This is a genomic window from Desulfosporosinus orientis DSM 765, assembly GCF_000235605.1.
GTDB classification, from domain to species: Bacteria; Bacillota; Desulfitobacteriia; order Desulfitobacteriales; family Desulfitobacteriaceae; genus Desulfosporosinus; species Desulfosporosinus orientis.
This window is the reverse complement of sequence record NC_016584.1, coordinates 4,918,220-4,943,384: the sequence shown is the minus strand read 5'-3', so window position 1 is coordinate 4,943,384 and position 25,165 is coordinate 4,918,220. Positions and strand designations below refer to the sequence as shown.

Genomic DNA, 25,165 nt, shown 5'->3' with positions numbered 1-25,165 from the left:
CAAGTGAATATTAATATGATATAATTAAAATTGCAGCAGGTTATTACCTGCTGCAATTTTTCTACTACTAAATAATAGTACTCTAAAAAATAACGCCCTACCCGGATTAAGGGGTTAGTTTAAAGAAGGGAAGTTGAAGGCTTGTGTCAATCAGTATGACTGGGTTTGGTCGGGGAGAGGCCAGTGGAGGCGGCTATCAAGTATCCATTGAGTTAAAATCCGTTAATCATCGTTTTTTAGAAATTGTCGTGAGGATTCCCCGGAACTATAACAGTGTGGAAGAACGAATACGTAAAATGCTTCAAGATAATTTTCAAAGGGGCCGGATCGAAGTACATGTCAATGTGGCGGAAACAGAAGAACGCAAGAGATTGGTGAAGGTTGACAATGATTTAGCACTGTCGTATGATAAGACATTGAAAGATCTCGCTTTAGCTCTACATACAGAGTATGAAACAGATATTTACCGATTAGTGGGCTTTCCCGAGGTTCTTTCGGTTGTAGAGCCTGAAATTGATTTGGAGGCCTTCTGGAAAATCTGTGCCGAGGCCCTTGTGAAGGCGATTGATGGTTTTGCTCAGATGAGAAGATCCGAAGGTGAAAAATTAACCCTGGATCTAATGAAAAGGATTGATCTTCTGGGAGATTATTTGCACACGATTGCTGAGCGTGCGCCATATGTTGTAACAGACTATCAAGAACGCCTGCAGGAACGTATCCAGACGCTTCTTGGGGACGTGGAGTTAGATCCCCTTCGCTTGGCTAATGAAGTAGCGTATTTCGCAGACAGAGCCTCCGTTACGGAAGAATTGGTCCGCTTTGACAGCCATTTGGCACAAAGCCGGGAGGCTTTGCTGAGCAATGAACCGGTAGGGCGTAAACTTGATTTTTTAATTCAGGAATTGAACCGGGAGATTAATACCATAGGATCAAAGGCCAATGATCTAATGATTGGGCAGCAAGTTATAAAAGTCAAAAGCGAATTAGAAAAAATACGCGAACAAGTTCAAAATTTAGAGTAATGGAGGATTCATCTTGGACATTAAACTTATTAACATTGGGTTTGGCAATATCGTTTCTGCCAATCGTATTATTTCGATTGTAAGTCCGGAATCCGCTCCCATCAAACGTATTATTCAAGAAGCGCGTGATGCGGGTATGCTTATTGATGCTACTTATGGCCGGCGCACACGAGCCGTAATTATTTGTGATAGTCATCATGTGATTTTGTCTGCAGTTCAGCCTGAAACCGTAGCTCATCGTCTTACAGCCAAAGAGTCCGGCAGCCACGCAGAAGACCCTGTGGATTAGGGGTGAGGTTGTGGAAAAAAGTCATGGATTATTGATAGTGCTGTCGGGCCCTTCCGGAGCAGGCAAAGGGACGCTTTGCCAAGAATTGCTGCGCCAGATGCCTGACTTAAAATATTCCGTCTCGATGACAACAAGATCTTCTCGTCCTGGTGAAGTGGATGGAATTCATTACTTTTTTCGACAAAAGGCTGAATTTGAAGCCATGATTAACAGAGATGAACTGCTGGAATGGGCAAAGTTCTGTGATAATTACTATGGAACACCGCGCTTCGCAGTTGAACAGGCTATCCAAGCAGGACAGGATGTCATTTTAGAGATAGAAATTCAAGGTGCTTTACAAATTAAAAAGTGCTTTCCTCAAGGAGTTTTCACTTTTATTGTCCCGCCTTCAATGGATGTACTCTCTGAGAGAATTCACAAGCGGGGTACGGAAACGGAGGAAGTGATTCAGAAAAGGTTAGCCACTGCCATAGAGGAGCTGGAATATGTCAGTGAATACGATTATGTCGTGGTCAATGATGAGGTTCCCGTGGCTGTCGATAAATTAAAAAGTATTCTCATTGCAGAAAAATGCCGTGTTAAACGAAAACCGTTTGTTTTTAAGGGGGAATCTGTATGAAACAACCTTCACTCGACACTCTGATGAGCAAGGTCGACAGCAAATACACCTTAGTGATCGTAGTTGCCAAACGTGCTCGTATGATCATGGAAGAAGGAAAACACGAGGATTTGGCCAAAGGCGTTAAACCAGTCAGCATTTCACTGGAGGAAATCTCTCGTTCAGACATCCATTATAACTGTCATCCAGAAGAGCGCGTGTAATGCTGGCAGGGAAAAAGGTCCTCATAGGGGTTACAGGTGGAATTGCTGCTTACAAAATTGCTGAGGTTGTCAGTCGTTTGCGCAAGTTAGAGGTCGATGTTCATGTTGCCATGACAAAATCGGCAACGGAATTTATTACCCCCCTCACACTGCGAAGTTTATCCACAAATCCAGTGCATGTGGATATGTTTGCGGAGCCCAAACTATGGAATGTGGAGCATATTGCTTTAGCTGAGCATGTGGATGCTGTGGTGGTTGCACCTGCCACAGCTAATATCATCGCCAAAATGGCCGTAGGTTTGGCGGATGATTTTCTTTCCACGGTGCTTCTGGCAACCAGAGCACCTATTTTTGTGGCGCCGGCTATGAATCAGGCCATGTACCAGAATCCTGCAACTCAAGGAAATTTGCACCGGCTTAAAGAACGAGGAATGCGAATCATTGGTCCAGGCGTTGGTTTTCAAGCCTGCGGCACAGATGGAGTAGGACGAATGAGCGAAGCGGCAGAAATTGTGGAAGCTGTCGTTCAATTTTTTGCGGAGTCCCCTTGTCTAAAGGGCAAGCGTGCCCTTGTAACCGCCGGCGGAACTCAGGAACCTCTTGATCCCGTGCGCTATTTAGGAAACCGCAGCTCCGGGCGGATGGGTTTTGCCATTGCCCAGGCCCTTCAGGAAGCAGGTGCGGAAACCATCCTGGTCAGTGCGCCTACAGACCTGCCTACACCTCCGGGTGTTACCCGTGTGTCTGTTCAAACAGCTTTAGAAATGCATGACGCCGTCCTGGCTGAGTTTAATAAACTGGATGTTGTGGTGAAGGCGGCGGCCGTGGCTGATTATCGCCCGGCCTCACAGGCGGAGCAGAAAATTAAAAAAGACGGAGCTAACCGAACCATTGAGTTGGTCCCTAATCCTGATATTTTGGCTGAACTGGGACGCCGGAAGACCTCCCAGGTTCTAATTGGGTTTGCAGCTGAAACCGAAAATCTTTTAGCTTATGCCCAGGAAAAGATGCAGAGAAAGAATGTCAATCTCCTGGTGGCCAATGATGTCACTAAACCCGGTGCAGGTTTCGGGAGCATGACGAATATTGTCAGTTTTCTCTTTCCTGATGGAAGAAGAATAGATTTTCCTCAAATGAGCAAACTGGAGGTTGCCAAGAATCTCGTTGCCGAGATTGCCCGCCTCCTCGGTTAGAAGCAAAGGAGTGAAGTAATTGGTTAAAAAATTGTTCACATCAGAATCGGTCACAGAGGGTCATCCCGATAAAATCTGCGATCAGATTTCAGATGCTATCTTGGATGCTATTTTTGCCCAGGATCCACAGGCTCGAGTGGCTTGCGAAACAATGGTCACGACAGGTCTGGTTCTGGTCAGCGGTGAGATAACCACATCCTGCTATGTGGATATACCCCATGTTGTCAGGGAGACCATACGGGAGGTTGGTTATACCAGAGCAAAATACGGCTTTGATGCAGAAACCTGTGCTGTTTTGACCTCCATTGGCGAACAATCCGCAGACATTGCTTTAGGTGTGGATCAGGCCTTGGAAGCTAAAACCGGTGAAATGACGGACAGCGAGATTGAAGCCATCGGAGCCGGTGATCAGGGCATGATGTTTGGCTTTGCTACCAATGAGACTGAGAGCTATATGCCCCTGCCCGTTGACTTAGCTCACCGTTTAGCCCGAAGACTGAGCGAGGTGCGCAAATCCAACCAGCTGAATTATTTGCGCCCAGATGGAAAAACTCAAGTTACGATAGAATATGAGGATAATAAACCGGTTCGAGTGGATACCATTGTTATTTCCACTCAACATCATCCTGATGTAACCAATGAGCAAATACGCAGAGATATCCTTCAATATGTTATTTATCCTACTGTTCCGAAAGAGCTCCTTAATGAGGACACTAAATATTTTATCAATCCTACCGGGCGTTTCGTCATTGGTGGTCCGCAAGGGGATTGCGGTCTTACAGGCAGAAAAATCATTGTTGACACTTATGGAGGCATGGCTCGGCATGGCGGTGGGGCGTTCTCCGGTAAGGATCCCACAAAAGTTGATCGTTCCGCAGCTTATGCAGCTCGTTATGTAGCAAAGAACATAGTTGCAGCAGGCTTAGCAGATCGCTGTGAACTTCAAATCGCTTATGCCATCGGTGTCGCTCAGCCCGTTTCAATCTCTATTGAAACCTTTGGTACTGGGAAACTGGCGGATGAAAAAATAGTCGAGTTTGTAAAGCAAACCTTCGACTTGCGTCCGGCTGGAATTATCAAGACCTTGAATCTTCGCCGTCCGATTTATCGACAGACGGCAGCCTATGGACATTTCGGCAGGACAGACCTGGATCTTCCCTGGGAACGAACGGACAAAGCTGAAGCTTTAAAGAAGCTTGCAGGGCTTTAAATAACAGTAGGGTTTAAAGATTTATCCAGGCACATGTTAACCTATTATTCAGCAGATGCTGCAGAAATTATGGCAATAACAGCTAAAAAGACTCCTGACAGTGAAAAATACGCCATGAAAAGGCTTTTAAGCCGTATCAAGGCGTATTTTTCTATTACCCTGAAAAACTCATCCTGAAAAATACCATGGCGTGGAGAGGCAGTAAAAGGCCACAAGCCAGCGCGGGGAAGGGTCATGCAACCCGAGGAATTCTTTATAATGATTTTAGTCAATCTCATGAATCAATGGCTGATCCTTAGGGATGTTGAGTTCAATATTTTTAGGGACCCGTATATAAACAAGTTGTTCGCCGTAGTGAGACCTCATAGTACTGCCATTATCGCCGGCGGCTTTAAATTGACTGAGAGTAAAATCATAGTTTATCTGTTGATAGTTCATAGTTTGGAGATTTGGAAAAATTAAATGCATCATATTATCTTTAAGTATGATGGTTGGTGGAGAGACTTGCTTGGAAAAGTCAACATTGCCGATATAATGAGCAGTGACATAAGTTGATACATCAATGATACCGTCAGAGGTTTCTTTCTTCTTGATGAAAATGTGATGATTACCGGGGCCTTGTTGGATGTTGAGGGATATTTGGTGGGAAGAAAACGGGAAGGAGCGGCTGCTGTTTTTAAAGACTCCTTTACTGTGAGCTATTGTCTCTTCATTAAGAATAGGAGGCTCATGATAAAGAGCATTTAACAGACTTTGCGTTGCTGCGACAGTTTCATCCCGCTGCTGGGCAGATTTAATAAAGTCATTGTCCGGCAAGAGGCAGAGAAGTGGATAAGACAAGATCAATAAGCCTATATATACCCCTGCTGTAAGGGCACAGATTTTCCAGGATAAGAGCTTAATAACCTTGGACCCTAGCTTGGCGATGATGAAAACAATGACCAGTCCGGCAAGGAGAATGGCCAGGGAAAACGTAACCGCATTCATTAGGCGAGCTCCTTTCTATCTGAGAGTAAAATACTTGCTCCATAGACAATAATGGTGGCAGCGATTATTTTGAGGATGAATAAGGGCAATGAACTTTCGGCGGTAAAATATTCAAGAAAATGCTGCATTGAATTGGTATACACTCTTATCAGCCCAAAGAGTATTGCTGGTATAATAAGGATAAAAGCCATGCTTATCCTGACAAGCATGCCCATTAAATAGCCAATTGCGGAGATTACGACCATGTACATAATTCCTGCAGCCATTCCAATCAAGAGATCCCCTAAGGTTAAGAAAAAATGATCATGGAGTATTTGGGCCGGATTGGAGCGCACAAACACAAAGATTCGGAGAATGATACCAAAGAGTGATGACGTTATGCCCCCAAAGACACAAGCCGTCAGCAAAAAGCCTATGTCAGAAACACTTCCGGAAAGGCTGTTGACAACAAGAGGACGTTCAAGTTTTTTGTATCGGCTGGTTGGCAGCTGATAACTGACAAAGAAAATCCAAAAAAGGGTGAAGGCAATGACCAGACTGGCGGAATACATGTTTAAAGTGACGGACACCTCCCCATTACTTGAGGCCATATGACTGGTTCCCCCCAAAGAAAAGAGCAAAGCTAAAAGCTGAGCAGCGATGAGTGAATAGAGCAAAAAGGAATGAGCTTTCAGCTTATAACGATATAATTTTAAGGAACCTCTCAGAAAGTTATTGTTTAAAAACATCATCAATACCTCCTTTGTGATTGGTGGTTAAATAGATGCAGAGATCCTCTGGCGAGACAGGAAGCACTTCCAGCCCCCCTTGCCTTAAGTGACGAATTTCTTGGTCTGTTAATTGTTTGGAATCAATAACCACATAGCGATTGTTTTTGGCGAATAATTCCTCATAAATTAACTCTTTACCTTGAATAACTTTATGGAGAATTTGTGTGTTTCCTCTTAACCCTATGGCAGCCTCTTTCAGATCCATCATGGGCAAGTGCAGGACTTTGGCTCCTAGATGGATTAATAGAACATCTTCAAGGATTTCTCCCAGCTCACTGAGCAAATGACTGGAGAGCAGGATAGTTCGGGGATATTCAAGATAATCTTTAAGTAAGGCCTTGTAAAAGTCTTTCCTGACAGCGGAATCCATACCGTTGGTCGGTTCGTCAAATATTGTCAGCGGACAGCGTGAGGATATGCCGATGATGTTGTTAAAGGTACTTTTGGATCCTTTGGACAAATTACCATGCCGCTGATTGGGGTTAAAACTAAAATAGGCAAAGAGGGCATTGGCCAGGCTGCTGCTCCAGTTGGCATAAAAGGGCGCCATCTCGGCTAAAATGTCAGCCAGCCTGAATGAGTCGGGAAAAGTCATAGCATCGTCAATTAAGATTGTTTTTGCACTAACTTCTAAAGAGTTAAAAGGGTTTTGAGAATGAACTTGGAGGTGACCGGAGGTAGGTTTGGATAAACCGGCCAGCATTTTTAGGAGGGTTGTTTTGCCGGCGCCATTTCTGCCAATAAGGCCGGTTATCGTGTTTTCCTCTATGTCAAAGGATAATTGATTGATGGCTGGGGTTTTGCCAAAGGATTTTGAAACATCTTGACAATGAATGATACTCATAACCTTTCCTCCTCAATTTCTATTTCTGCCTTTTGGATCATTTCGATGAGCTCCTTTTCATGAACCTCCAGCCGCCTTGATTCAAGGACTAATTCTTTAATCATTGGTTTTAATAGATTGTTCCGCCTCTTTGTCCGGATGAATTCCTTGGCATTAGGCGAAACAAACATACCAAGGCCGCGTTTTTTATAAGCTATAGCCTCGTCAGCTAAAAGGTTTAACCCTTTGGCTGCTGTAGCCGGGTTTATGGTAAACATGTCAGCCAGTTGATATTGAGAATAGATTCGTTCATCTTCCTTTAAGGTATCATTAAGTATTTCTGCTTCAAGCCATTCGGCAATCTGAACATAGATCGGTTTCATGCCGTCATTATTGAGGATCATGATCTGACCTCCCTTGTAACGAGAGTTGGTACATTAGTGTCGTAATGTACTAGAGAAATTATAGACCGATACTTACGTGTTGTAAACCCCAATCTAGAGATTTCCCTAGCAAAACAAGCTTGGCAAAAATGGCAAATCGGTGGTATGATATCCAAAACTGTAGTATATTAGATCATGACATTTGCTGAGTGATGTAGTGTATTATTGGAAATAGCTGTTGGAACAACTAAATTTTATTTAAAGTAGGGGATGGGAGAATGGATAGAGCGGATAAGGTTTTAGCTGGGGCTGAGCGGACAGAAGAACAATGGCTTGAAGGTCTTCGTGAAACGGTAGCACAGGTATTGCCAATTAGTCACTATCAAAAAAACTACCAAGCAGTTGGAATTACCAAAGCGGAAGATATTAAGTCTCTGGAGGATTTTCAAAAGCTTCCTTTAACAACTAAAGAAGATTTGCGAATGAACTATCCTTTTGGGTTGTTTGCGGAGCCCATGGAAAATATCGTGCGGCTTCATGCCTCTTCCGGGACGACGGGCAAGCCCACAGTTGTAGGATATACCCGCAATGACATTGACCTTTGGGCCAAAATCGTGGCTAATTGTTTGCGGAGAGCAGGGGTTACCAAAAAGGATGTTGTTCAAATTGCTTACGGATATGGCCTTTTTACAGGTGGTATGGGTTTGCACTATGGCTGCGAAGAATTAGGAGCCATAGTAGTTCCCATATCAGGAGGAAATACGGCTCGGCAGCTGATGCTGATGCGTGATTTTGGCACGACGGTTTTAGCCTGTACACCCTCCTATGCTTTATATTTAGCCGAGAGCTTAGAGGAATCGGGAATATCACGGGATGAGCTGAAGCTTAAGATCGGTGTCTTTGGGGCAGAGCCGTGGACAGAAGGCATGAGAGAAGAAATCGAGACACGGTTAGGTATTAAGGCTTATGATATCTATGGTTTAAGCGAAACCATGGGTCCGGGCGTCGCCATGGAGTGTACCGCACAGAAGGGATTACATATTGATGATCATTTTTATCCGGAAATTCTGGATTCAGAAGGAAATCCGCTGCCCGTTGGCGAACGTGGAGAATTAGTTATTACCAGTCTGGATAAAGAGGGTTTTCCAGTTCTGCGCTATCGAACCAAAGACTTAACTACCTTGCATTATGGAAAGTGCTCCTGTGGTCAGGTTGGCTGGATTATGGATCGAGTTACGGCCCGAGTTGACGACATGCTAATTATTCGGGGAGTTAATGTCTTCCCCAGTCAAATTGAAGAAGCAATACTTCTGGAAGGATTTGAACCACATTACTTGTTGGTTGTCTACCGGTCCGGGAATTTAGATCAACTGGAGGTTCAGGTAGAAGTCAACGAAGCCAGTTTCTTTGATGAGGTACGTGAGCTGGAAGCCCGTCAGGAACGTTTGCATAAGAGAATTGAAAATGTCCTAGGAATCTCCGTACGCATTCGTCTTGTAGAACCCAAAAGTATTCCGCGCAGTGAGGGAAAAGCTAAGCGGGTTATTGATAAACGAAATAAGGAGGGGTAAGGGTGTTACAGTTATCAATTTTTTTGGAGAATGCCAAAGGAAGGCTGGCCGAAGTTATCAGTCTTCTCGCTGAATGTAAAGTTAATTTGCGGGCCCTATCGTTAGCAGACACTAAGGATTATGGGGTTTTGCGCATTATTGTTGATGACCCTGAAGAGACGGCCCAAAAACTGCGTGAACGAAAAGTTGTTGTTTCGTTAACGCCTGTTTGGGTACTGAAAGTGCCTGATCGCACCGGGGGGCTGGCAGAGGTTCTTAATCAGCTGGTTCAGCAGGATGTGGTCGTAGAGTACATGTATGCCTTTGTCGAGAAAGAGAAGGAAGATGCCCTTGTTGTCTTGAGAGTACAAGATAAGGGCATTATGGAGAAGGCTGTGCAGGCCTTGAATTTGCCGATAAAATAAAAGCTTATGACACTATGGTTAAGAATAAGATAGTCAGGTTATTTTTCTAGACACCCAATGACATAGGAATTGGGTGTCTATCTTTGCATAGTAAACTTTTTTAGGAGTAGCTTTTCATACTGCTATGCAGCACCATCAGATAATGAAAAGGGGCCGTGTCCAGGTCAGGCGGCTTCGTTCACTTCCTGCAAGAAAAGCTAATTCGTGCGAAGACAGTGTCTTCGTCACCGCAGCATTCCGAGGCTCGCCCACTCACCGCCGCGGGAGCTTCGCCAAACCTCCGGGTAGCGCCTGAAGTGAACCACAGGCTCCGCTAACCCGCGCCGGTTTGTGGGCTTTACCACCTCTCCATGCAATGGGTTCACTCCTGTGAAACGAAGCCGCCTTGGCTTTTGGGTTAACGAGTTCTTTAGAATGGCTTTGGAGGTATTTTAAGGATAAATTTATGAGTAGCTTGCCATGTCCCTAACACGACACCATTAGATGATGAAAAAGATTGCGTGTACATAAAAAAGGACGCTTTTGCGTCCTTAGATAAGGTTGTTATTATATGAATTGAACCTTTATTTTGCCACTTGCTTACTCGTATTTATGAGTTCTTCAGGTTCATCCTTGAGAACAAGATTCAGGAAAATTCCTGCCAGAGTAGCAAACATGATACCATGATTGGCCAGGCCGATACCTACAGCGAAGATGACCGCTGCAATAATAAGGTTTTTGTTTTTAGAAAAATCAACTTTGGCTTCAATCAATGTGCGAAGTCCTGCTGCACCGATCATACCAAAGAGGAGTATTACTACGCCGCCCATCACTGGGGTTGGAATGGACATGATTAATACACCCAAAGGGTTAAATGTGCTTAGAATAATGGCAGCAATAGCCGCAATCCAGAGATTTAATGAGCTATATACTTTCGTAATCGCTAACACGCCGATATTTTCTGCATACGTGGTAAGGGGAACTCCGCCAAATATACTGGCGATACCTGTTGCTAAACCATTTCCTAAAACAACCTTGTCAAAGCCTGGGTCTTCAATGATGTCAGTATGAGTAATGTTTCCAAGGATCATCATGTGACCTAAATCTTCGATTAATGTGATAAGAGCTAATGGTGCGAAAGTAAGAATGGCGGTCACGTCTATGTGGATTGTTCCGAAACTGCTGAAAGGTAAAACAAAGGGTGTTTTGAATGATTCAATAATTTTTGCAGTATCTACTAGTCCCATAAAATAAGCAAGTATATATCCGGCCACAATAGCTAGAAGAACAGGAATTACTTTAGAAAACCCTTTACCATAGACACTGACTATAATTGCCACAGCCAATGTAAAGATTGCTACGATCCAATTTGCACCCGCCATTTGTAATGCTACCGGAGTTAAACTTAATCCGATAATTGCTACGACGCTTCCGGCAACGACGGGGGGGATTAGTTTGTTGATCCACTTAGTACCAAAGAGACGAAGTACAAAATATATGAGAATATAGGCAAGACCTACTGATAAAACACCTGCCATGGCTGAACTTAGATTGTTCTGATCTTTGACAAATGCCGTCAAACTGGCGATAAAAGCAAAAGATGAACCGAGATAAGCCGGGACTTTGCTGCGCGTTAGAAGTAAGAAGACGATGGTTCCAATACCGGAACAGAATAAGGCAGTTGCCGGGGATAAACCAACTAGGAATGGGACTAAAATTGTGCTGCCCGTCATGGCAAACAAATGCTGGACTCCCAGTGGTATAGCTCGGGTTAGTGGTAATCTCTCGTTGATTTGAACTTCTTTCATGACTTCATCCTCCTAATTTTACTTAATGCCCTTCTTTACAGACATGTATACTCTCAGGTATTAATCTGAGGAAACAAAAAACCTCTTCCTCGCCCGCAAGCAAGAAAGAGGTGTCCATGCCTAATTCATGGTTCGCCATTCCCTTCTTAGCCTCACGGGACTAATTTAAAGGTAAAGGATTCAACTATCCTAAAGCATATCATAATTCCTTCTGTTTTGACAAGAGGTTATTTTTTTCATAACGGTGTTTTTGCCCGCCGAATTGTGATTTTATGAATTTATTTGTACAATACTAGGATAAATTGTATTGCCAGCCAGAGATTTGATATAATGTATTTGACCAATATTGACATTAGCGTATATTTTTGCTTATAAGGAGGACTCACCATGTTTCGCTATGCTGAAGTATTGGTTGATGTTGCAAATCGGCGTCTTGATCAGAGCTTTCATTATCTTATTCCTGAGTCTCTTATTATTAAGAAAGGAATGAGAGTCCTGGTTTCTCTGCAAAACAGGAAAGTACAGGGGCTTGTTGTTGATGTGACGGATAATTTGCCCGAAGAATTGGAGGGCTGTACTCTAAAGCCTGTCTTGGAAATAGTGGATAAAGATAGCCTGGTTCCCCAAGAACTGATTGAACTTGCCCATTGGCTGGCTCAAACCACCATCTGTTCCCTGGCTCAAAGCCTGCATACAGTCTGGCCCCTTTTTAAAGGCAAAATTGAAGTGTGGATTGTTCTGGAGTCATCCTTGGCAGATCCGGATGTTCTAACTCTTGAGTGGCTGGATCCTGAGGCCTTCCGAGGGCTAAAGGTTTTAAGCCGGGCCAGGGAAAAGGCGATTTCCTTTAAAGTTTTTTTGAAAAGAGCCAACATCGCCGAGAGTACCCTTGATAAGCTCATCAGTCAAGGCTGGGTGAGGAAGGAATTTCGCTTTAAAGCTCCAAAGGGGAGCTCTCTTCCTGGCGAGACTCCGGATCTTAAGCAGGAAAGCAATCCCAGGGATTGTCTAGACTCGGGGGCGAAAACCTATGAATTAACCAAAGAGCAAGCTGTTGCTGTTGGGAGCGTACTTACGGCCTTAAAGGAGGGCTCACCCCAGACGATATTGCTGCATGGCGTAACCGGCAGCGGCAAAACAGAAGTCTATCGTGAATTGATTGCCAGGGTATTGGAGCAGGGTGGGGACGCTATTCTTCTTGTCCCTGAAATATCCCTGACTTCCCAAGTTGCAGGCTTTTTTGAAAAGCATTTTGGGGAAAAAGTGATTGTTTTGCATTCGGGCTTGGGCCAGCGGGAAAAAATGAAGGCCTGGCTGGATATCCTGGCAGGCAAAAAGAAGATTGTCATTGGTGCCCGTTCAGCGGTGTTTGCTCCTCTGCCCAATTTACGTCTTATTATTTTAGATGAAGAACATGATGGGGCATTCAAGCAAGATGAAAATCCTAAATACCACGCTCGTGATGTAGCACGAAAGAGGATGGAACACAGGAAAGGGGTTGTCTTGCTGGGCAGTGCAACGCCTTCTCTGGAAGCTTATGCTGCAGCTCAATCTGGAAAAATCGGTTTGCTGACCATGACGGCGAGAATAGGCAAGAGTATGCTCCCCCCTGTGGAAATAGTGGATATGCGGGATGAACTCCGCCAAGGAAATCGGAGTATTTTTTCCTCGTCATTACAAGAAAAATTAAAAGACAGGCTGGACAAAGGAGAGCAAACCATGTTGTTTTTAAACCGCAGAGGCTATTCTACCTTTGTGGTTTGCCGGGAATGCGGATATGTCGTCAGTTGTCCTAATTGTGAAATTGCCTTAACCTATCACACCCAAGGTCAGGCTATGCGCTGCCATTATTGCGATTATCAAGAGCAGCCGCCTCACACTTGTCCCCAATGCGGGAGTCGCTATATTCGTTTTTTCGGACAAGGAACCCAGCGAGTTGAGGAGGAGCTTCAGGGGCTTTTTCCGGAGATTCCGACTTTACGTTTGGATTTTGATACGACAAGAACGAAGGAAGCCCATCATATTATTTTAGAGAGATTCCGCCGTCAAGAAGCTGCTGTTTTGGTAGGTACCCAGATGATGGCCAAAGGCCTGGATTTCCCCAATGTCACCCTGGTGGGAGTGATTGCAGCAGATCAAACTCTCAATATGCCGGATTTCAGGGCTCGGGAGCGGACCTTTCAGCTTCTGACCCAGGTTGCCGGGCGAGCGGGACGAAGTGACAAACCCGGTGAGGTTGTTATACAAACCTATTCTCCCTATGACAGTGCGGTGGTTAAGGCGGCTCATCATGATTTCCAAGGCTTTTTCTGGGAAGAAATCCGCTATCGTAAAGAGCGAAAATATCCGCCTTATACCCATATCATTCGAGTACTGCTGCTCCATGAAAGAGAAGATCGTGTTATTAAAGGAGCCCATGATTTAGGGGAATGCTTACAACAAGGAATGGGAGACCATGAATTTGGCAATAATGAATTGGATATTCTTGGTCCGGCGCCAGCGGTGCTGCCCAGGCTCCGCAATCAATGGAGATGGCAAATATCCGTCAAAGGCACCCAACAGGATCGGTTGAGGACCTTTTTACATCAAGGAGTGCAGAGGTTTTTTGCCAGGCCGTCCAGTAACGGTATTATCTTAAATATTGAAGTGGATCCTCTCTGAGTTATTGGGACCTAGACTGAGAGGTTAATCATCACATATAATTTCTAAGTAATAATGAATGAGTTCAGGTGATAGTTTAGAAAGGGGCATTGAGAAAATGGCTGTTTATCAGATAGTAGAGATAGGGGCAGAAGTGCTTCGTGAAAAAGCAAAAGAGGTTAAAGAGATTAATTCTTCTATCACAAAGTTATTGGACAACATGGTGGAAACCATGCGTCAAGCTGAAGGAGTAGGGCTGGCAGCTCCCCAAATTGGAGTTTCCAAGCGGGTTATTGTCGTGGAGGCAGATGGCGTTTTGGTGGAGCTCATGAACCCTGTTATTTTAGAAAAAGAAGGAACAAGTACGGCTGAGGAAGGGTGCCTCAGTATTCCCAATATGACGGGGGATGTGACCAGGGCTGCTAAGGTTCATGTCCAGGGTCTGAACCGTCAGGGAAAAATGGTAGATATTCGGGCAGAGAAATTATTGGCTCGTGCGTTACAACATGAAATAGATCACCTGGAAGGGATTCTCTTCATTGATGTTGCCGATAAAACATATCGCGGTTAAGTTAGAATACATTTCAACCTCAAGTAAGGGGGATAGACAATGCGTGTGGTTTTTATGGGGACACCTGATTTTTCGGTTCCCACCCTGAAGGCGTTAGCTGAAGGCGGACACGAAATATTGGGAGTTTTTACTCAACCTGACCGGCCTGCTGGCCGAGGAAAGAAATTAAAGCCCAGTCCGGTAAAAGTCGCCGCGGGAGAGCTAAGTCTGCCTGTTTTTCAGCCGGAAAGGATAAAATCAGCGGAGTGGATTGAGCTGCTCCATGAGTTAGCTCCGGAAAGCATCATTGTTGTGGCATATGGACAGATTCTCCCCAAGGCTGTATTGGAATTGCCTAAAGGAGGATGCATTAATGTTCATGCTTCTTTGCTTCCCGCTTATCGCGGAGCGGCGCCTATTCATTGGGCTGTGATGCAGGGAGAACCCTATACCGGTGTGACCACGATGCTGATGAATGAAGGTCTGGACACCGGAGATATGCTGTTAAAACAGGAATTAGTGATTCCGGCAGAGGCAACTACAGGTGAAATACATGATCAATTAGCAGAGATAGGAGCGAAACTCCTTTTAGAAACTTTAGCGGAGCTGGAAAAAGGGAGTTTAAAGCCAATACCGCAAACAGGAGATTCCAATTATGCGCCCCTTCTCAAGCGGGAACACGAAGGATTGGATTGGTCACGAGAGGCTGCAGTCCTCCATAATCAAATTCGAGGACTCAATCCTTGGCCGGGAGCCTTCGCTTCCTTCCGAGGAGAGAACCTGAAGATATGGCGAAGCAAACCTTTTCAGCCTGTCCCAGGATCTGATCCCTGGGAAGGGGCAGCCCGCTCAGAGGTGCAGGCTGAACCGGGTCAAATTGTACAGGTGTTAGGAGACGCTTTACTTGTTCAAACAGGGAAGGGGATTCTCGGCGTGCTGGAGGTTCAGCCGGCGGGGAAACGTACTATGAAAGCTCGGGATTTTTTTAACGGCCGGCATGGTCAGATTGGGGAGAAATTCCAGTGATCGCAAGAGGGTAGTTTTGTTGAAAAAAGGAGGTTTGGCTATGTTCTTTTGGGATTCGACAATGGTACTTTTGATTCCGGCGATACTTCTCTCTTTATATGCCCAATTTAAAATTTCATCCTCTTATAAAAAGTATGCAAAAATCCGTTCAAGGTCTGGACTTACCGGAGCTCAAGCAGCACGGACGATTTTAAATAATCATGGACTTTATGATGTGAAGGTTGAACCCATAGGCGGTTCCCTTTCCGACCATTATGATCCCCGCACCAGGGTGATTCGCTTAAGTCAGGATGTCTATCAGGGAAGCTCATTGTCATCCATAGCAGTAGCAGCTCATGAAACGGGCCATGCCCTGCAGCATGCAGCAGGGTATGCTCCTATGCAGCTCAGGTCTGCTTTTGTTCCTGTCGCCAATATTGGCAGCAGTGCCGGTCCGCTTTTGATTATCCTGGGTCTTTTTATTCCGGCTTTTGATTGGCTCCTGCAACTGGGGATTTTTGCTTTTACCTTTGCCGTTCTCTTTCAAGTAATTACCCTCCCTGTGGAATATAATGCCAGCGGCAGAGCCCTTTCTCTGCTTCAGGAGGGGCAAATGTTGGGAAGTGATGAGGTTCGTGGTGCCCGCTCTGTATTAAATGCAGCCGCCTTAACCTATGTGGCAGCGGCCTTGGCAGCAGTGCTGCAATTAGCACGTTTTATGCTTATAGCCTCGGGTAGAAGCGATGATTAAAGATAACGCCCGAGGTATGGCGGTTCAGATATTAACACGTGTTGAGGTTGAAGGGGCCTACTCTAATCTGCTCTTGCACAAAACTCTCGCTCGTTTAAAGGATTCAAGAGACCGGCAATTTGTTACCTTATTGGTTAACGGAACCTTAAAACATCGTCTGACTTTGGATTATGCCTTAAGAAGGCATTTAAGCAAATCAATGTCTGCCCTTCCTCATGAAGTTAGGGCCATTTTAAGGATCGGCGCTTTTCAATTGCTTTTTGTAGATAAAGTGCCTCCTGCCGCAGCCGTCAATGAAAGTGTGGAACTGGCAAAAAGCTTTACTAAATACACAGGGCTGGTTAATGTGGTTTTGCGTAAGGTAATGGAGAAGGGCTGGGCTATTTCCTGGCCGGATGCCAAAAGAGAAGCTGTACGTTACCTTTCTGTGCGCTATTCCCACCCTGAATGGCTGGTCCAGCGCTGGCTGAAACGTTGGGGCAGTGAAGAAACGGAAGCTTTATGCAGGATTAATAACGAGCCGGCGCCTATCTGGATTCGTACCAATACCCTGAAAATTTCACGCCCGGACTTAGCGGAGCGTCTTAAAGAAGAAGGAATAACCGTTGAGTTAGGAGCACGGGTACCTGAAAGTCTGAGAATACAGGATTTCGGTGCCTTGGATCAACTTGACAGTTTCCGGAAGGGGCTTTTTACCGTCCAGGATGAAAGTTCCCAGCTTGTAGCCCATGTGGCGGCTCCCCAACCAGGGCAATCCGTCCTGGACGCCTGCAGTGCTCCGGGAGGGAAATCCAGCCATCTGGCTCAAATCATGGAGAATCGGGGAGAAATTCTAGCCTTCGATATTCACGAGCATAAGCTTGAACTAATTAACCAGTTAGCTCATAGATTAGGCATTACCATCATTGACGCTCAGTTGGGGGATGCCCGGAATTTGCCTGGAATAAGGCTTGAATCCCAGGATTGCGTCTTGGCTGATGTACCCTGTTCAGGGTTAGGAGTTCTGAGAAGAAAAGCTGACATGCGCTGGCAGAAAGATGAAAAAGATCTTCAGGAATTGCCCTCATTGCAGTGGGCTATTTTAGAACGAGCGGCATCTTGTGTAAAAAAGGGAGGAACGTTAATTTACACAACCTGCACCATCGAACCAGAGGAAAACTTTGAATTGGTTAAGAAATTTCGGACCGTTCATTCAGAATTTGAACCGGTGGATCTGAGTAACTACTTGCCTTTTACCCTGACAGACCCACGGGATATTCAACAAGCCCGCAAGGGAATGCTCCAGCTCTTACCCCATCGTCATGAAATGGATGGATTTTTTCTGGCAAAATTCCGGCGTATTGAGCATTAAGTATTATTTTCTTTTTATGGATAAGTTTAACAGGGATGAATTGGGTGAATAATAACTATTATGAAAAGAATTGAGTTACGCGGCTGCTCTGAAGACCAGCTCATAGAGATATGTCAGAGGCTGGGTTTACAACGCTTTCGGGCTGTTCAATTGTTCCAGTGGGTGCAGCAGAAAGCCGTTCGTTCTTGGGATGAAATGAAGAATATTGGCAAGAAAGATCAGCAGCTGTTAAGTAACCACTTTAATTTTTACAGCCTGGAAAAGCTGCGGGAGCAACGTTCCCATGACGGTACGCGCAAATACTTGTTCAGGCTTGAAGATGGAGAGACCATTGAGTGTGTGTTGATGGATTATGAACGCAGGAGTTCCCGGGACAGGCATACTGTTTGTGTCTCTACTCAAGTAGGATGCCCTGTGGGGTGTGCTTTCTGCGCCACCGGGTTAGAAGGATTTCGGAGAAATCTGAGCTGTGCCGAGATTGTCAGCCAGGTGCTGGACATCACTTATTTTGTCCGGCAGGAAGATCCTGACTTCCAGGTGACCAACATTGTCTTTATGGGTATGGGAGAACCTCTTCTCAATTATGATGAGGTTCTTAAAGCCATCAAGTTGTTAAATCATGATCAGGGGTTAAAGATTGGCATGAGGAGAATGACTGTTTCCACCTCGGGGGTTGTGCCAAACATTATTCAATTGGCCAAAGATAATCCTCAAGTGGGCTTAGCGGTATCTCTGCATGCAGCAGATGACCTTAAGAGAAACCATCTGATCCCCATGAATCGCCGTTATCCGCTGAGCCAACTGATGAGAGCATGTCAGGAATACACGGATATAACCCATCGGCGGATAACCTTTGAAGTGGCCTTGACTGCTGAGAATGCAGGTGAGGAAGCAGCTTTGGCCCTGGCCGGTGTGCTGAAGGGACAGTTAGGACATGTCAATTTGATACCGGTTAATCCTGTGACCGGAACCGGGATGCTTCGTCCCGAGCAGGAGAAGATAAAGAGGTTTGCCCAGGTATTAGAGAGTGCGGGGATATCAGTTTCGTTAAGGGAAGAAAAAGGAACGGATATTGACGCTGCTTGTGGTCAACTTCGCCGACAGTGGGAGGGTGAGTTAAAATGAGCTTATTGGCCCGATTCGAAGGAGTGGCCGAATTTCTATTTACCGAAGCTTTTAAAAAAAGTACGTCCCGCCTTCAACCGGTGGAAATAGCCAAAGAACTTGTCAAGTCCATGCTTAGAAATAAGCAGGTCAGCATCTCCCAGGTGTACGTTCCAAATATTTACAGAGTTTATCTCCATTCCAGTGACTGGGGACCCATAGCAAGTTTTGGAGATGCTTTTTTAATTGAGCTTTCCAAATACCTCTTTGCGGAAGCAGAGCGCAACGATTATACCTTTCTCACCAAACCGGCCGTAGAGCTTCATGCCGACGACACGGTCAATCCCCGGCAAATGGTCATTGAAGTGGATTTTGATGATTCCATTGTCGTAGATTGGGGAGACGAAGAAAAAGAGATTGAACCGGAAAAGGCATCAGAAAGCCCAAAACAATCGATTTTGCGGGAAAGTACCACGATTTTTAGAGGTAATGTCAAGACAAACTTGCCGATTGAAGGGACAGCCGGAAGGAAATCAGACTACTTTCTCGAAATCATTGAGGGACCGGATAAGGGGGAGTCATTTTCTCTGGAGGATGAGGAGATGATCATTGGCCGTCATGGTCAATGTGACTTTGTAGTCCATGACCCTGAGGTTTCACGAAGACATCTAAAGATTGCACCGGGAGGAGAGAAGGGATGGTGGCTGGATGATATGGGGAGTACCAATGGGACATTAGTGAATGGACAAAGAATTACTCACTATATGGCTGCCCCTGGAGATCGAATAACTATAGGCCAAAGTGTGCTGGTGATACGCAAAGCCCCTCTGCCTTGAACCTCTATTTCCGATGGGAGGATTGTATGCAATTTGTTTTAGTGATGGGACGGCTGGTTTTTGTCGCCCTTATCTATCTGTTTATTTTTCGCATTTTTACAGCCTTATTAGCGGATCTTCAATTTAAAGGATTTTTTCTGCGGGCAACCAATGAATACGGACGGCTGGAAGTTCTGACCGGCGCAGAAAACCTTACCAGAGGGAGCGTCTTTAAAGTGGATGGCAAAGGGCTGCGTGTGGGCCGGGGCAAGCACAATGATATTGTTTTGCCGGATCATTTTGCATCCATTGATCATGCAGTTTTTCGCTTGCAAAAAGGACAAACCATCCTGGAGGATTTAGGAAGTACCAATGGAACCTGGGTTAATGGAGAGCAAATTCATTCCCCGGTACAAATGGTTGCCGGGGATTATGTGAAAATTGGAAGCATTACCTTCCAATACTCGAGGTGGCAAAATGAGAGTTCTAAGTTTTAGTGAAAAAGGGTGTATTCGCAAGAATAACGAAGATTCCTTTCTGGTGCTGTCGGCAGAAGGCCTTTATGCAGTGGCGGACGGAATGGGAGGACATCGGGCCGGAGAAGTGGCTTCTTCGAAAGCCTTGCAGGAATTAGAAGTTTGGCTTCCCCGTTTGGACGGACTGGATGATCAAGCTTTGGAAAACAGCTTAGCGGAAGCCTTTCGGCAAGCAAATCGTGTGGTGTATGAATCCTCCATAACGGATCCGGAAAATGCGGGCATGGGCACAACCCTGACGGTCTTGCTCATCCGCAATGAAAAAGTCGTAATTGCTCATGTAGGAGACAGCCGTGCCTATCTTTGGCGCAACGAGACCTTAACCCCATTGACCATGGACCACTCACTGGTTGGCGAACTGATGAGGTTAGGACAGATTACCCATGAGGAAGCCAAAAAACATCCTCAGCGGAATGTTTTGATGCGGGCCATCGGAGCAGAAGCTGTTATTGAAGTGGATTGCCGAAGTATCAATTTACAAAAGAATGATGTCTTCCTTTTGTGTACCGATGGTTTTTCCAACCTGATTAGCGAGCAGGAACTAACCGAAGAATTTCTTGAACCATACTCTTGGGAAGAACGATTGGAAAAATTAAGACAGCTTACCCTGGAACGGGGAGCCCCAGACAATTTCACAGCTTTATGCTGTATTTTGGAGTAGGACTATGAATCAGCGTTTCGTCTTACGGTTGATAATTTTAGGAATGATGTGGATAGGACTCTGCCTGCTTAAATTAGATGCTGATATGGACAGGCTTCTTTGGCAAGCTTTCATTTTTTCTGGAATTGTCCTTTTGGGAAGCCTCATGGAACATATCTTCCATTATCAGGGGGATCCTTATATTTTGCCTGTTGTCCAGGCTATTATGGCCTTAGGGCTTGTTTTTGTTGTTAGAATTAATCCGGATGTCGCTTTGCACCAGTTTTGGTGGGCCAATATTGGCATGCTGCTATTCTATGTCGTTCTGTGGTCCATTCGAGATTATCGTTATTTCGGGAGATTTCGATATATTTGGGGACTACTGGCTGTGGGATTATTGCTGATAACCCTTTTGTTTGGTTCTGAAGAAGGCGGTGCCACTAGTTCTTTCAAGGTCTTGGGATTTGGCCTTCAGCCCGAAGAGTTTGTCAAGCTGGCCCTGCTTTTATTCATGGCTACCTATTTAGAGGAAAATGAAGAATTGCTGCGGGTTGGGACAGTTCAATGGGGTAGAATTTCTTTGCCGGATTGGCGGACGTTGCGGCCATTTATGATCATGGTGGCATTTGTACTGGGCATTTTAGCAGCGCAGAAAAGCTTAGGGACGGCTTTAGTCTTTTATATGCTTTTTGTACTTATGCTTTATGTTGTGACGGAGCGGGCCTTATATTTGGGAATTTCCCTGCCGATTTTTTTGCTGACGGGAACGGCAGGATACATGCTCTTTCACCATGTTCGGGTGAGGGTTGCCGTCTGGCTGAATCCCTGGCAGGATCCCACGGGCATGGGATACCAGATTGCTCAATCCTTGTTTGCCATTGGCGGCGGGAAAATCCTCGGCACCGGACTTGGCAACGGTATTGGCGCATCCACAGTTCCTGTGGCTATCAGTGATTTTATTTTTTCGGTAATTGCTGAAGAATTGGGATTTGCCGGGGCTATGGCTGTGCTGGTACTCTTTTTGATTGTTGTCATGAGAGCCTTTGCTATAAGTCTTAGAGCTAATGATCGCTTTGGGCAAATATTAGCGGCAGGAATTGGCATCCTTCTGGGGACGGAGACCCTGATTATTTTAGCGGGGGTCACGAAGCTGCTGCCCTTAACGGGAATTCCCCTGCCTTGGGTTAGTTACGGAGGAAGTTCCCTAATCGTTCATTTTATTTTACTGGGAGTTTTATTGAATATATCAAATGCCACTGCGGTCAGTTCTCTCAGCACTAAGAACAGGGGAAGGGAGTATGCAACATAATGCGAGGGGTACGTAAGGTAGCATTAGGCATGGCCTTTAGCTTTTTTATTCTTAGCCTTGGCTTGGTCTATTGGCAGGTTGTCCAGGCTGATACATTACTGGCAAACCCTGCTAACCGGCGGCTGATTCTCATGGAAAACCGGGTGACCAGGGGAGGAATTTTTGATCGTAACGGCGAAATAATAGCACAGACCCAGGTAGTTGATGGGAAAAAGGTTCGAGTCTATCCCAAAGGGGAAATGTTCGAGCCTGCTTTGGGATATTCCTCTGTAAAACTTGGCGCTTCCGGCTTGGAAGGAAGCTTAGCCAACTGGTTATTAGGGATTAAAAAGGCGACACCCACTCAAGCAGTTCAGCAGCTCTTTGCTTTGCCTCGTGAAGGGGATGACGTGGTGCTGACCTTGGATTCCCGTCTCCAGAGCATTGCTTATAATGCTCTTAAGGGGAAAAAAGGAGCGGCTGTGGCCATTGATCCCAAGACGGGAGAAGTTTTAGCTTTAGTGAGTCAGCCCAGTTTCGATCCAGCCAACTTGGATCAAAATTGGGAGCAGATGATAAGCGATGATGAAAAGAGATCTTTACAGGATAAATTACGGCCCTTGGAACACCGCTATTTTTCACTTTTTCCGCCGGGCTCGACCATGAAGGTGGTCACATCAGCGGCTTTATTCAGGAGCGGGCTTAACACAACGGACCTGTATCAATGCCAGGGATCAACGGTGATTAATGGTCAAGTCATTCCGGAACAGAATGATAAAGCTCACGGCTGGGTTAATTATAATATGGCTTTGGCAGATTCCTGCAACACTTACTTCGCAACCTTCGGTGTTCAGGCCGGGGATAAAACCTTCCTTTCCGTGGCGAAAGGGTTCGGCTTCGGGGAAAAGATTCCTTTTGAATTGAATGTACCCAGGAGTTCCATTGTTAATGGGGATATGAATCCGACCTCCTTAAATACCAATTTGCTGGCGGCCAGTACTTTTGGGCAGGGGGAAGTTCTGGTTTCCCCTTTCCACATGGCCTTAATCACAGCAGGCATTGCAAACCATGGGGTTATCATGACCCCTCATATTATAGAAAGAGTTTTGGATCCATCCCAAAACACCTTGTTTGAACAGAAGCCGGAACCTTGGTTGACGGCACTGAGCAAAGAAGAGTCTGATAAGATTACCAGTGCCATGGTTACGGCGGTGACAGAAGGTACAGCTGCGCCCGGGGCCTTGCCCAATGTTTCTGTGGCCGGCAAAACAGGTTCCGCTGAGCCGGGAGGAAATGTCCTGACCCATGCTTGGTATATCGCCTTTGCCCCTTCCGAAGATCCGCAGATTGCTGTTGCTGTCATTGTTGAAAATGCGGGAACCGGAGGAGGAAATGCAGCACCTATCGTACGACAGATTATTCAAGAAGCACTGAATCAGAAAGCAGGTGACAAAAAGTGAGTAAAATCTTCGGGGGACGATATGAGGTTTTAGAGCGGATAGGCGCCGGAGGTATGGCGATTGTCTATAAAGCCAAAGATCTTTTACTTAACCGCGTTGTGACCATTAAGGTGCTCCGGGAGCAGTTTGTCACAGATGAAGACTTCATTCGCCGTTTTAGAAGGGAAGCCCAGTCCGCGGCAAGTTTGTCTCATCCCAATATTGTCTCGATTTATGATGTGGGCAAAGACGGGGATACGGAATACATTGTCATGGAATATGTGGAAGGCCGGAATCTTAAAGAAATTATCCGTGAGTATGCTCCCCTTTCTACGGACCAGGCTATTAATCTGGCTCGCCAGATTACAGGGGCCATTCAAAATGCCCATGAGAACCACATTATTCATAGGGATATCAAACCTCACAACATATTGGTGACGGCGGAAGGGAATGTTAAGGTTACAGACTTCGGTATTGCCCGGGCTGTTTCCTCGGCGACGGTAACCCATACCGGCGATATTGTAGGGTCGGTGCATTATTTGTCACCGGAACAGGCTAAAGGGATTCAAAGCAATGAGAGATCGGATATTTATTCTTTAGGAATTGTTCTCTATGAGTTACTTACTGGGAAGGTTCCTTATGATGGGGAAACACCTATCGCCATTGCTTTAAAACACCTGCAGCAGGACCCGGAGCCGCCCAGCAGGCTCAATCCTCGGATTTCTAAAGACTTTGAAGCAGTGATTATGCGGGCGATTTCAAAATCTCCGGAACAGCGATATTCATCGGCCAAAGAGTTATTGGAAGATCTGAACAATATCCAGACCGGACGGCCCATTTCCTGGTCCGGCATATTTCCCGCCGATGATCTGGAGAAGACTCAAACCCACATCGGGATAGTCAGAGCCGTGGCTCCTGTTGACATCAAAGAGCCCAGCCCGCCTAAAAAAGTTAATAAAAGCCGCAGGCTCTGGATTGTTGGTGGGCTTGTGCTTCTCTTGGTCTTGATTGGGGGTGGTTTGTTATGGAATTTCATTTTTGTGGGAACAACCACTGTTCCTGATTTAGCAGGGAAAACAGTGCCTGTAGCCGAGGATTTTATTAAGTCTGCGCAGCTGACTTTTAATCCTGACACGGACGTTACCACACAATTCAGTGATGATGTCGACAAGGACCGCATTATTTCTCAGGATCCTGAGGCTGGCTCCAAAGTAAAAGTGGGCCGGACTGTAAAAATTGTTGTGGGCAAAGGTGTGGATATCGGGCAGTTTCCGGATGTGAAGACAGGTCATATGGCCAAAGATAATGCCATCTTTTTGATTCAAACTGCCGGATTTACCGGAGATATTAATATTGTTGAGAGGATGTCACCGGATGTTCCCAAAAATGCCGTGATTGACCAGGACCCGCTGCCTAAAGCCACCTGGCCCAAAAATGGCAATATTACACTGATTGTCAGCAGCGGACCGGAACTGACGACGATCAATATGCCTAATGTCATCGGCAAACCCTCTGCAGAAGCCCAAAGAATTCTTGAGGATGAATATAAGCTGGTGCTCAAAGTTCAAAGTGCGGATTCCAATATGTTTCCCAAGGATTCCGTGATAAGCACGACGCCTAACCCGGGAGAATCCGTTAAACAGGGATCAGAAGTAACCATGGTTGTTTCTCGCGGACCGGGGCCGATTGCTCAGGGCATCATGGACCATGAAAGCATCTATCGAGTACTCATTGCCGAGGCTTTGGCTGTGATCCCCGCGAAGGGGTAGGGAAGACGGTGATTTT

Annotated in this window: 25 protein-coding genes; 20 read left to right on the top strand and 5 right to left on the bottom strand. The window is 45.6% G+C overall.

Annotation, left to right across the window (positions count from 1 at the left end; translation table 11 throughout):
- The first annotated feature begins 143 nt into the window (after window positions 1-143).
- From DESOR_RS22825 to metK, 6 genes are read left to right on the top strand one after another with little or no spacing between them, the layout of a single operon-like run.
- Window positions 144-1,022: a YicC/YloC family endoribonuclease gene (locus tag DESOR_RS22825; protein WP_014186961.1), complete on the top strand. Its 879-nt coding sequence runs from the start codon at window positions 144-146 to the stop codon at window positions 1,020-1,022.
- Between the two features lie 13 nt (window positions 1,023-1,035).
- Window positions 1,036-1,311: an extracellular matrix/biofilm regulator RemA gene (gene remA / locus DESOR_RS22820; protein ID WP_014186960.1), complete on the top strand. Its 276-nt coding sequence runs from the start codon at window positions 1,036-1,038 to the stop codon at window positions 1,309-1,311.
- A 10-nt stretch (window positions 1,312-1,321) separates the two neighbouring features.
- Window positions 1,322-1,930 (top strand): guanylate kinase, encoded by a 609-nt coding sequence (gmk, locus tag DESOR_RS22815; protein WP_014186959.1) that lies wholly within the window; start codon window positions 1,322-1,324, stop codon window positions 1,928-1,930.
- On the top strand, window positions 1,927-2,133 hold the full coding sequence (gene rpoZ, locus DESOR_RS22810) for a DNA-directed RNA polymerase subunit omega (protein WP_014186958.1): 207 nt from the start codon (window positions 1,927-1,929) through the stop codon (window positions 2,131-2,133). The genes gmk and rpoZ overlap by 4 nt, the downstream gene beginning before the upstream one ends.
- The gene (coaBC, locus tag DESOR_RS22805) at window positions 2,133-3,326 is read left to right on the top strand and encodes a bifunctional phosphopantothenoylcysteine decarboxylase/phosphopantothenate--cysteine ligase CoaBC (RefSeq protein WP_014186957.1); all 1,194 of its coding nucleotides are present in this window, start codon (window positions 2,133-2,135) and stop codon (window positions 3,324-3,326) included. The genes rpoZ and coaBC overlap by 1 nt, the downstream gene beginning before the upstream one ends.
- A gap of 19 nt (window positions 3,327-3,345) precedes the next feature.
- Window positions 3,346-4,536, top strand: a complete 1,191-nt coding sequence (gene metK, locus DESOR_RS22800; RefSeq protein ID WP_014186956.1) for a methionine adenosyltransferase — start codon at window positions 3,346-3,348, stop codon at window positions 4,534-4,536.
- Window positions 4,537-4,800: 264 nt separating this feature from the next.
- Here metK and DESOR_RS22790 read toward each other — a convergent pair whose 3' ends face one another.
- From DESOR_RS22790 to DESOR_RS22775, 4 genes are read right to left on the bottom strand one after another with little or no spacing between them, the layout of a single operon-like run.
- On the bottom strand, window positions 4,801-5,523 hold the full coding sequence (locus tag DESOR_RS22790; protein ID WP_014186955.1) for a hypothetical protein: 723 nt from the start codon (window positions 5,521-5,523) through the stop codon (window positions 4,801-4,803).
- The gene (locus tag DESOR_RS22785; protein WP_042331559.1) at window positions 5,523-6,254 is read right to left on the bottom strand and encodes a hypothetical protein; all 732 of its coding nucleotides are present in this window, start codon (window positions 6,252-6,254) and stop codon (window positions 5,523-5,525) included. The genes DESOR_RS22790 and DESOR_RS22785 overlap by 1 nt, the downstream gene beginning before the upstream one ends.
- Window positions 6,235-7,137, bottom strand: a complete 903-nt coding sequence (locus DESOR_RS22780; protein ID WP_014186953.1) for an ATP-binding cassette domain-containing protein — start codon at window positions 7,135-7,137, stop codon at window positions 6,235-6,237. The genes DESOR_RS22785 and DESOR_RS22780 overlap by 20 nt, the downstream gene beginning before the upstream one ends.
- The gene (locus tag DESOR_RS22775; protein ID WP_014186952.1) at window positions 7,134-7,520 is read right to left on the bottom strand and encodes a GntR family transcriptional regulator; all 387 of its coding nucleotides are present in this window, start codon (window positions 7,518-7,520) and stop codon (window positions 7,134-7,136) included. Before DESOR_RS22775 ends, DESOR_RS22780 begins: the two co-directional genes overlap by 4 nt.
- 257 nt (window positions 7,521-7,777) lie before the next feature.
- Between DESOR_RS22775 and DESOR_RS22770 the strand changes: the two genes are divergently transcribed.
- Window positions 7,778-9,070 (top strand): phenylacetate--CoA ligase family protein, encoded by a 1,293-nt coding sequence (locus DESOR_RS22770; protein WP_014186951.1) that lies wholly within the window; start codon window positions 7,778-7,780, stop codon window positions 9,068-9,070.
- 2 nt (window positions 9,071-9,072) lie between these two features.
- A complete protein-coding gene (locus tag DESOR_RS22765; RefSeq protein WP_014186950.1) occupies window positions 9,073-9,474 on the top strand; it encodes an amino acid-binding protein in 402 nt (133 codons plus the stop codon).
- 563 nt (window positions 9,475-10,037) lie between these two features.
- Here the strand turns inward: DESOR_RS22765 and DESOR_RS22760 are convergent.
- Complete coding sequence (locus DESOR_RS22760; protein WP_014186949.1) at window positions 10,038-11,261, bottom strand: solute carrier family 23 protein; 1,224 nt, start codon at window positions 11,259-11,261, stop codon at window positions 10,038-10,040.
- A gap of 387 nt (window positions 11,262-11,648) precedes the next feature.
- On the opposite strand from DESOR_RS22760, the gene priA reads away from it, so the two are divergent.
- The 12 genes from priA (at window position 11,649) to pknB (ending at window position 25,149) form a co-directional block, all read left to right on the top strand.
- Window positions 11,649-13,922: a replication restart helicase PriA gene (gene priA / locus DESOR_RS22755; protein WP_014186948.1), complete on the top strand. Its 2,274-nt coding sequence runs from the start codon at window positions 11,649-11,651 to the stop codon at window positions 13,920-13,922.
- A 97-nt stretch (window positions 13,923-14,019) separates the two neighbouring features.
- Window positions 14,020-14,472: a peptide deformylase gene (def, locus tag DESOR_RS22750; protein WP_014186947.1), complete on the top strand. Its 453-nt coding sequence runs from the start codon at window positions 14,020-14,022 to the stop codon at window positions 14,470-14,472.
- Window positions 14,473-14,511: 39 nt separating this feature from the next.
- Complete coding sequence (gene fmt / locus DESOR_RS22745) at window positions 14,512-15,477, top strand: methionyl-tRNA formyltransferase (RefSeq protein ID WP_014186946.1); 966 nt, start codon at window positions 14,512-14,514, stop codon at window positions 15,475-15,477.
- A gap of 40 nt (window positions 15,478-15,517) precedes the next feature.
- Window positions 15,518-16,207, top strand: a complete 690-nt coding sequence (locus DESOR_RS22740) for a zinc metallopeptidase (RefSeq protein ID WP_014186945.1) — start codon at window positions 15,518-15,520, stop codon at window positions 16,205-16,207.
- Window positions 16,200-17,558 carry a 16S rRNA (cytosine(967)-C(5))-methyltransferase RsmB gene (rsmB, locus tag DESOR_RS22735; RefSeq protein ID WP_014186944.1) on the top strand — a complete coding sequence of 453 codons (1,359 nt, stop codon included), beginning with the start codon at window positions 16,200-16,202 and terminating at the stop codon, window positions 17,556-17,558. The genes DESOR_RS22740 and rsmB overlap by 8 nt, the downstream gene beginning before the upstream one ends.
- Window positions 17,559-17,609: 51 nt before the next feature.
- A complete protein-coding gene (rlmN, locus tag DESOR_RS22730) occupies window positions 17,610-18,683 on the top strand; it encodes a dual-specificity RNA methyltransferase RlmN (RefSeq protein ID WP_085929342.1) in 1,074 nt (357 codons plus the stop codon).
- Window positions 18,680-19,498, top strand: coding sequence for an FhaA domain-containing protein (locus DESOR_RS22725; RefSeq protein ID WP_014186942.1), 819 nt, complete (start codon window positions 18,680-18,682; stop codon window positions 19,496-19,498). The genes rlmN and DESOR_RS22725 overlap by 4 nt, the downstream gene beginning before the upstream one ends.
- A 26-nt stretch (window positions 19,499-19,524) precedes the next feature.
- Window positions 19,525-19,974 (top strand): FHA domain-containing protein, encoded by a 450-nt coding sequence (locus DESOR_RS22720; protein ID WP_014186941.1) that lies wholly within the window; start codon window positions 19,525-19,527, stop codon window positions 19,972-19,974.
- Complete coding sequence (locus tag DESOR_RS22715) at window positions 19,955-20,674, top strand: Stp1/IreP family PP2C-type Ser/Thr phosphatase (RefSeq protein ID WP_014186940.1); 720 nt, start codon at window positions 19,955-19,957, stop codon at window positions 20,672-20,674. Before DESOR_RS22720 ends, DESOR_RS22715 begins: the two co-directional genes overlap by 20 nt.
- 4 nt (window positions 20,675-20,678) lie before the next feature.
- On the top strand, window positions 20,679-21,962 hold the full coding sequence (locus DESOR_RS22710) for an FtsW/RodA/SpoVE family cell cycle protein (RefSeq protein ID WP_014186939.1): 1,284 nt from the start codon (window positions 20,679-20,681) through the stop codon (window positions 21,960-21,962).
- Window positions 21,962-23,401 carry a peptidoglycan D,D-transpeptidase FtsI family protein gene (locus DESOR_RS22705; protein ID WP_014186938.1) on the top strand — a complete coding sequence of 480 codons (1,440 nt, stop codon included), beginning with the start codon at window positions 21,962-21,964 and terminating at the stop codon, window positions 23,399-23,401. Before DESOR_RS22710 ends, DESOR_RS22705 begins: the two co-directional genes overlap by 1 nt.
- The gene (gene pknB / locus DESOR_RS22700; protein ID WP_014186937.1) at window positions 23,398-25,149 is read left to right on the top strand and encodes a Stk1 family PASTA domain-containing Ser/Thr kinase; all 1,752 of its coding nucleotides are present in this window, start codon (window positions 23,398-23,400) and stop codon (window positions 25,147-25,149) included. Before DESOR_RS22705 ends, pknB begins: the two co-directional genes overlap by 4 nt.
- Window positions 25,150-25,165 lie beyond the last annotated feature (16 nt).

Coding starts and splice junctions, on each gene's coding strand:
- rpoZ (WP_014186958.1), top strand. CDS start 1,927: ATGAAACAACCTTCACTCGACACTCTGATGAGCAAGGTCGACAGCAAA.
- coaBC (WP_014186957.1), top strand. CDS start 2,133: ATGCTGGCAGGGAAAAAGGTCCTCATAGGGGTTACAGGTGGAATTGCT.
- DESOR_RS22790 (WP_014186955.1), bottom strand. CDS start 5,523: ATGAATGCGGTTACGTTTTCCCTGGCCATTCTCCTTGCCGGACTGGTC.
- DESOR_RS22785 (WP_042331559.1), bottom strand. CDS start 6,254: ATGATGTTTTTAAACAATAACTTTCTGAGAGGTTCCTTAAAATTATAT.
- DESOR_RS22780 (WP_014186953.1), bottom strand. CDS start 7,137: ATGAGTATCATTCATTGTCAAGATGTTTCAAAATCCTTTGGCAAAACC.
- DESOR_RS22775 (WP_014186952.1), bottom strand. CDS start 7,520: ATGATCCTCAATAATGACGGCATGAAACCGATCTATGTTCAGATTGCC.
- DESOR_RS22770 (WP_014186951.1), top strand. CDS start 7,778: ATGGATAGAGCGGATAAGGTTTTAGCTGGGGCTGAGCGGACAGAAGAA.
- DESOR_RS22760 (WP_014186949.1), bottom strand. CDS start 11,261: ATGAAAGAAGTTCAAATCAACGAGAGATTACCACTAACCCGAGCTATA.
- priA (WP_014186948.1), top strand. CDS start 11,649: ATGTTTCGCTATGCTGAAGTATTGGTTGATGTTGCAAATCGGCGTCTT.
- def (WP_014186947.1), top strand. CDS start 14,020: ATGGCTGTTTATCAGATAGTAGAGATAGGGGCAGAAGTGCTTCGTGAA.
- fmt (WP_014186946.1), top strand. CDS start 14,512: ATGCGTGTGGTTTTTATGGGGACACCTGATTTTTCGGTTCCCACCCTG.
- DESOR_RS22740 (WP_014186945.1), top strand. CDS start 15,518: ATGTTCTTTTGGGATTCGACAATGGTACTTTTGATTCCGGCGATACTT.
- rsmB (WP_014186944.1), top strand. CDS start 16,200: ATGATTAAAGATAACGCCCGAGGTATGGCGGTTCAGATATTAACACGT.
- DESOR_RS22725 (WP_014186942.1), top strand. CDS start 18,680: ATGAGCTTATTGGCCCGATTCGAAGGAGTGGCCGAATTTCTATTTACC.
- DESOR_RS22720 (WP_014186941.1), top strand. CDS start 19,525: ATGCAATTTGTTTTAGTGATGGGACGGCTGGTTTTTGTCGCCCTTATC.
- DESOR_RS22715 (WP_014186940.1), top strand. CDS start 19,955: ATGAGAGTTCTAAGTTTTAGTGAAAAAGGGTGTATTCGCAAGAATAAC.
- DESOR_RS22710 (WP_014186939.1), top strand. CDS start 20,679: ATGAATCAGCGTTTCGTCTTACGGTTGATAATTTTAGGAATGATGTGG.
- DESOR_RS22705 (WP_014186938.1), top strand. CDS start 21,962: ATGCGAGGGGTACGTAAGGTAGCATTAGGCATGGCCTTTAGCTTTTTT.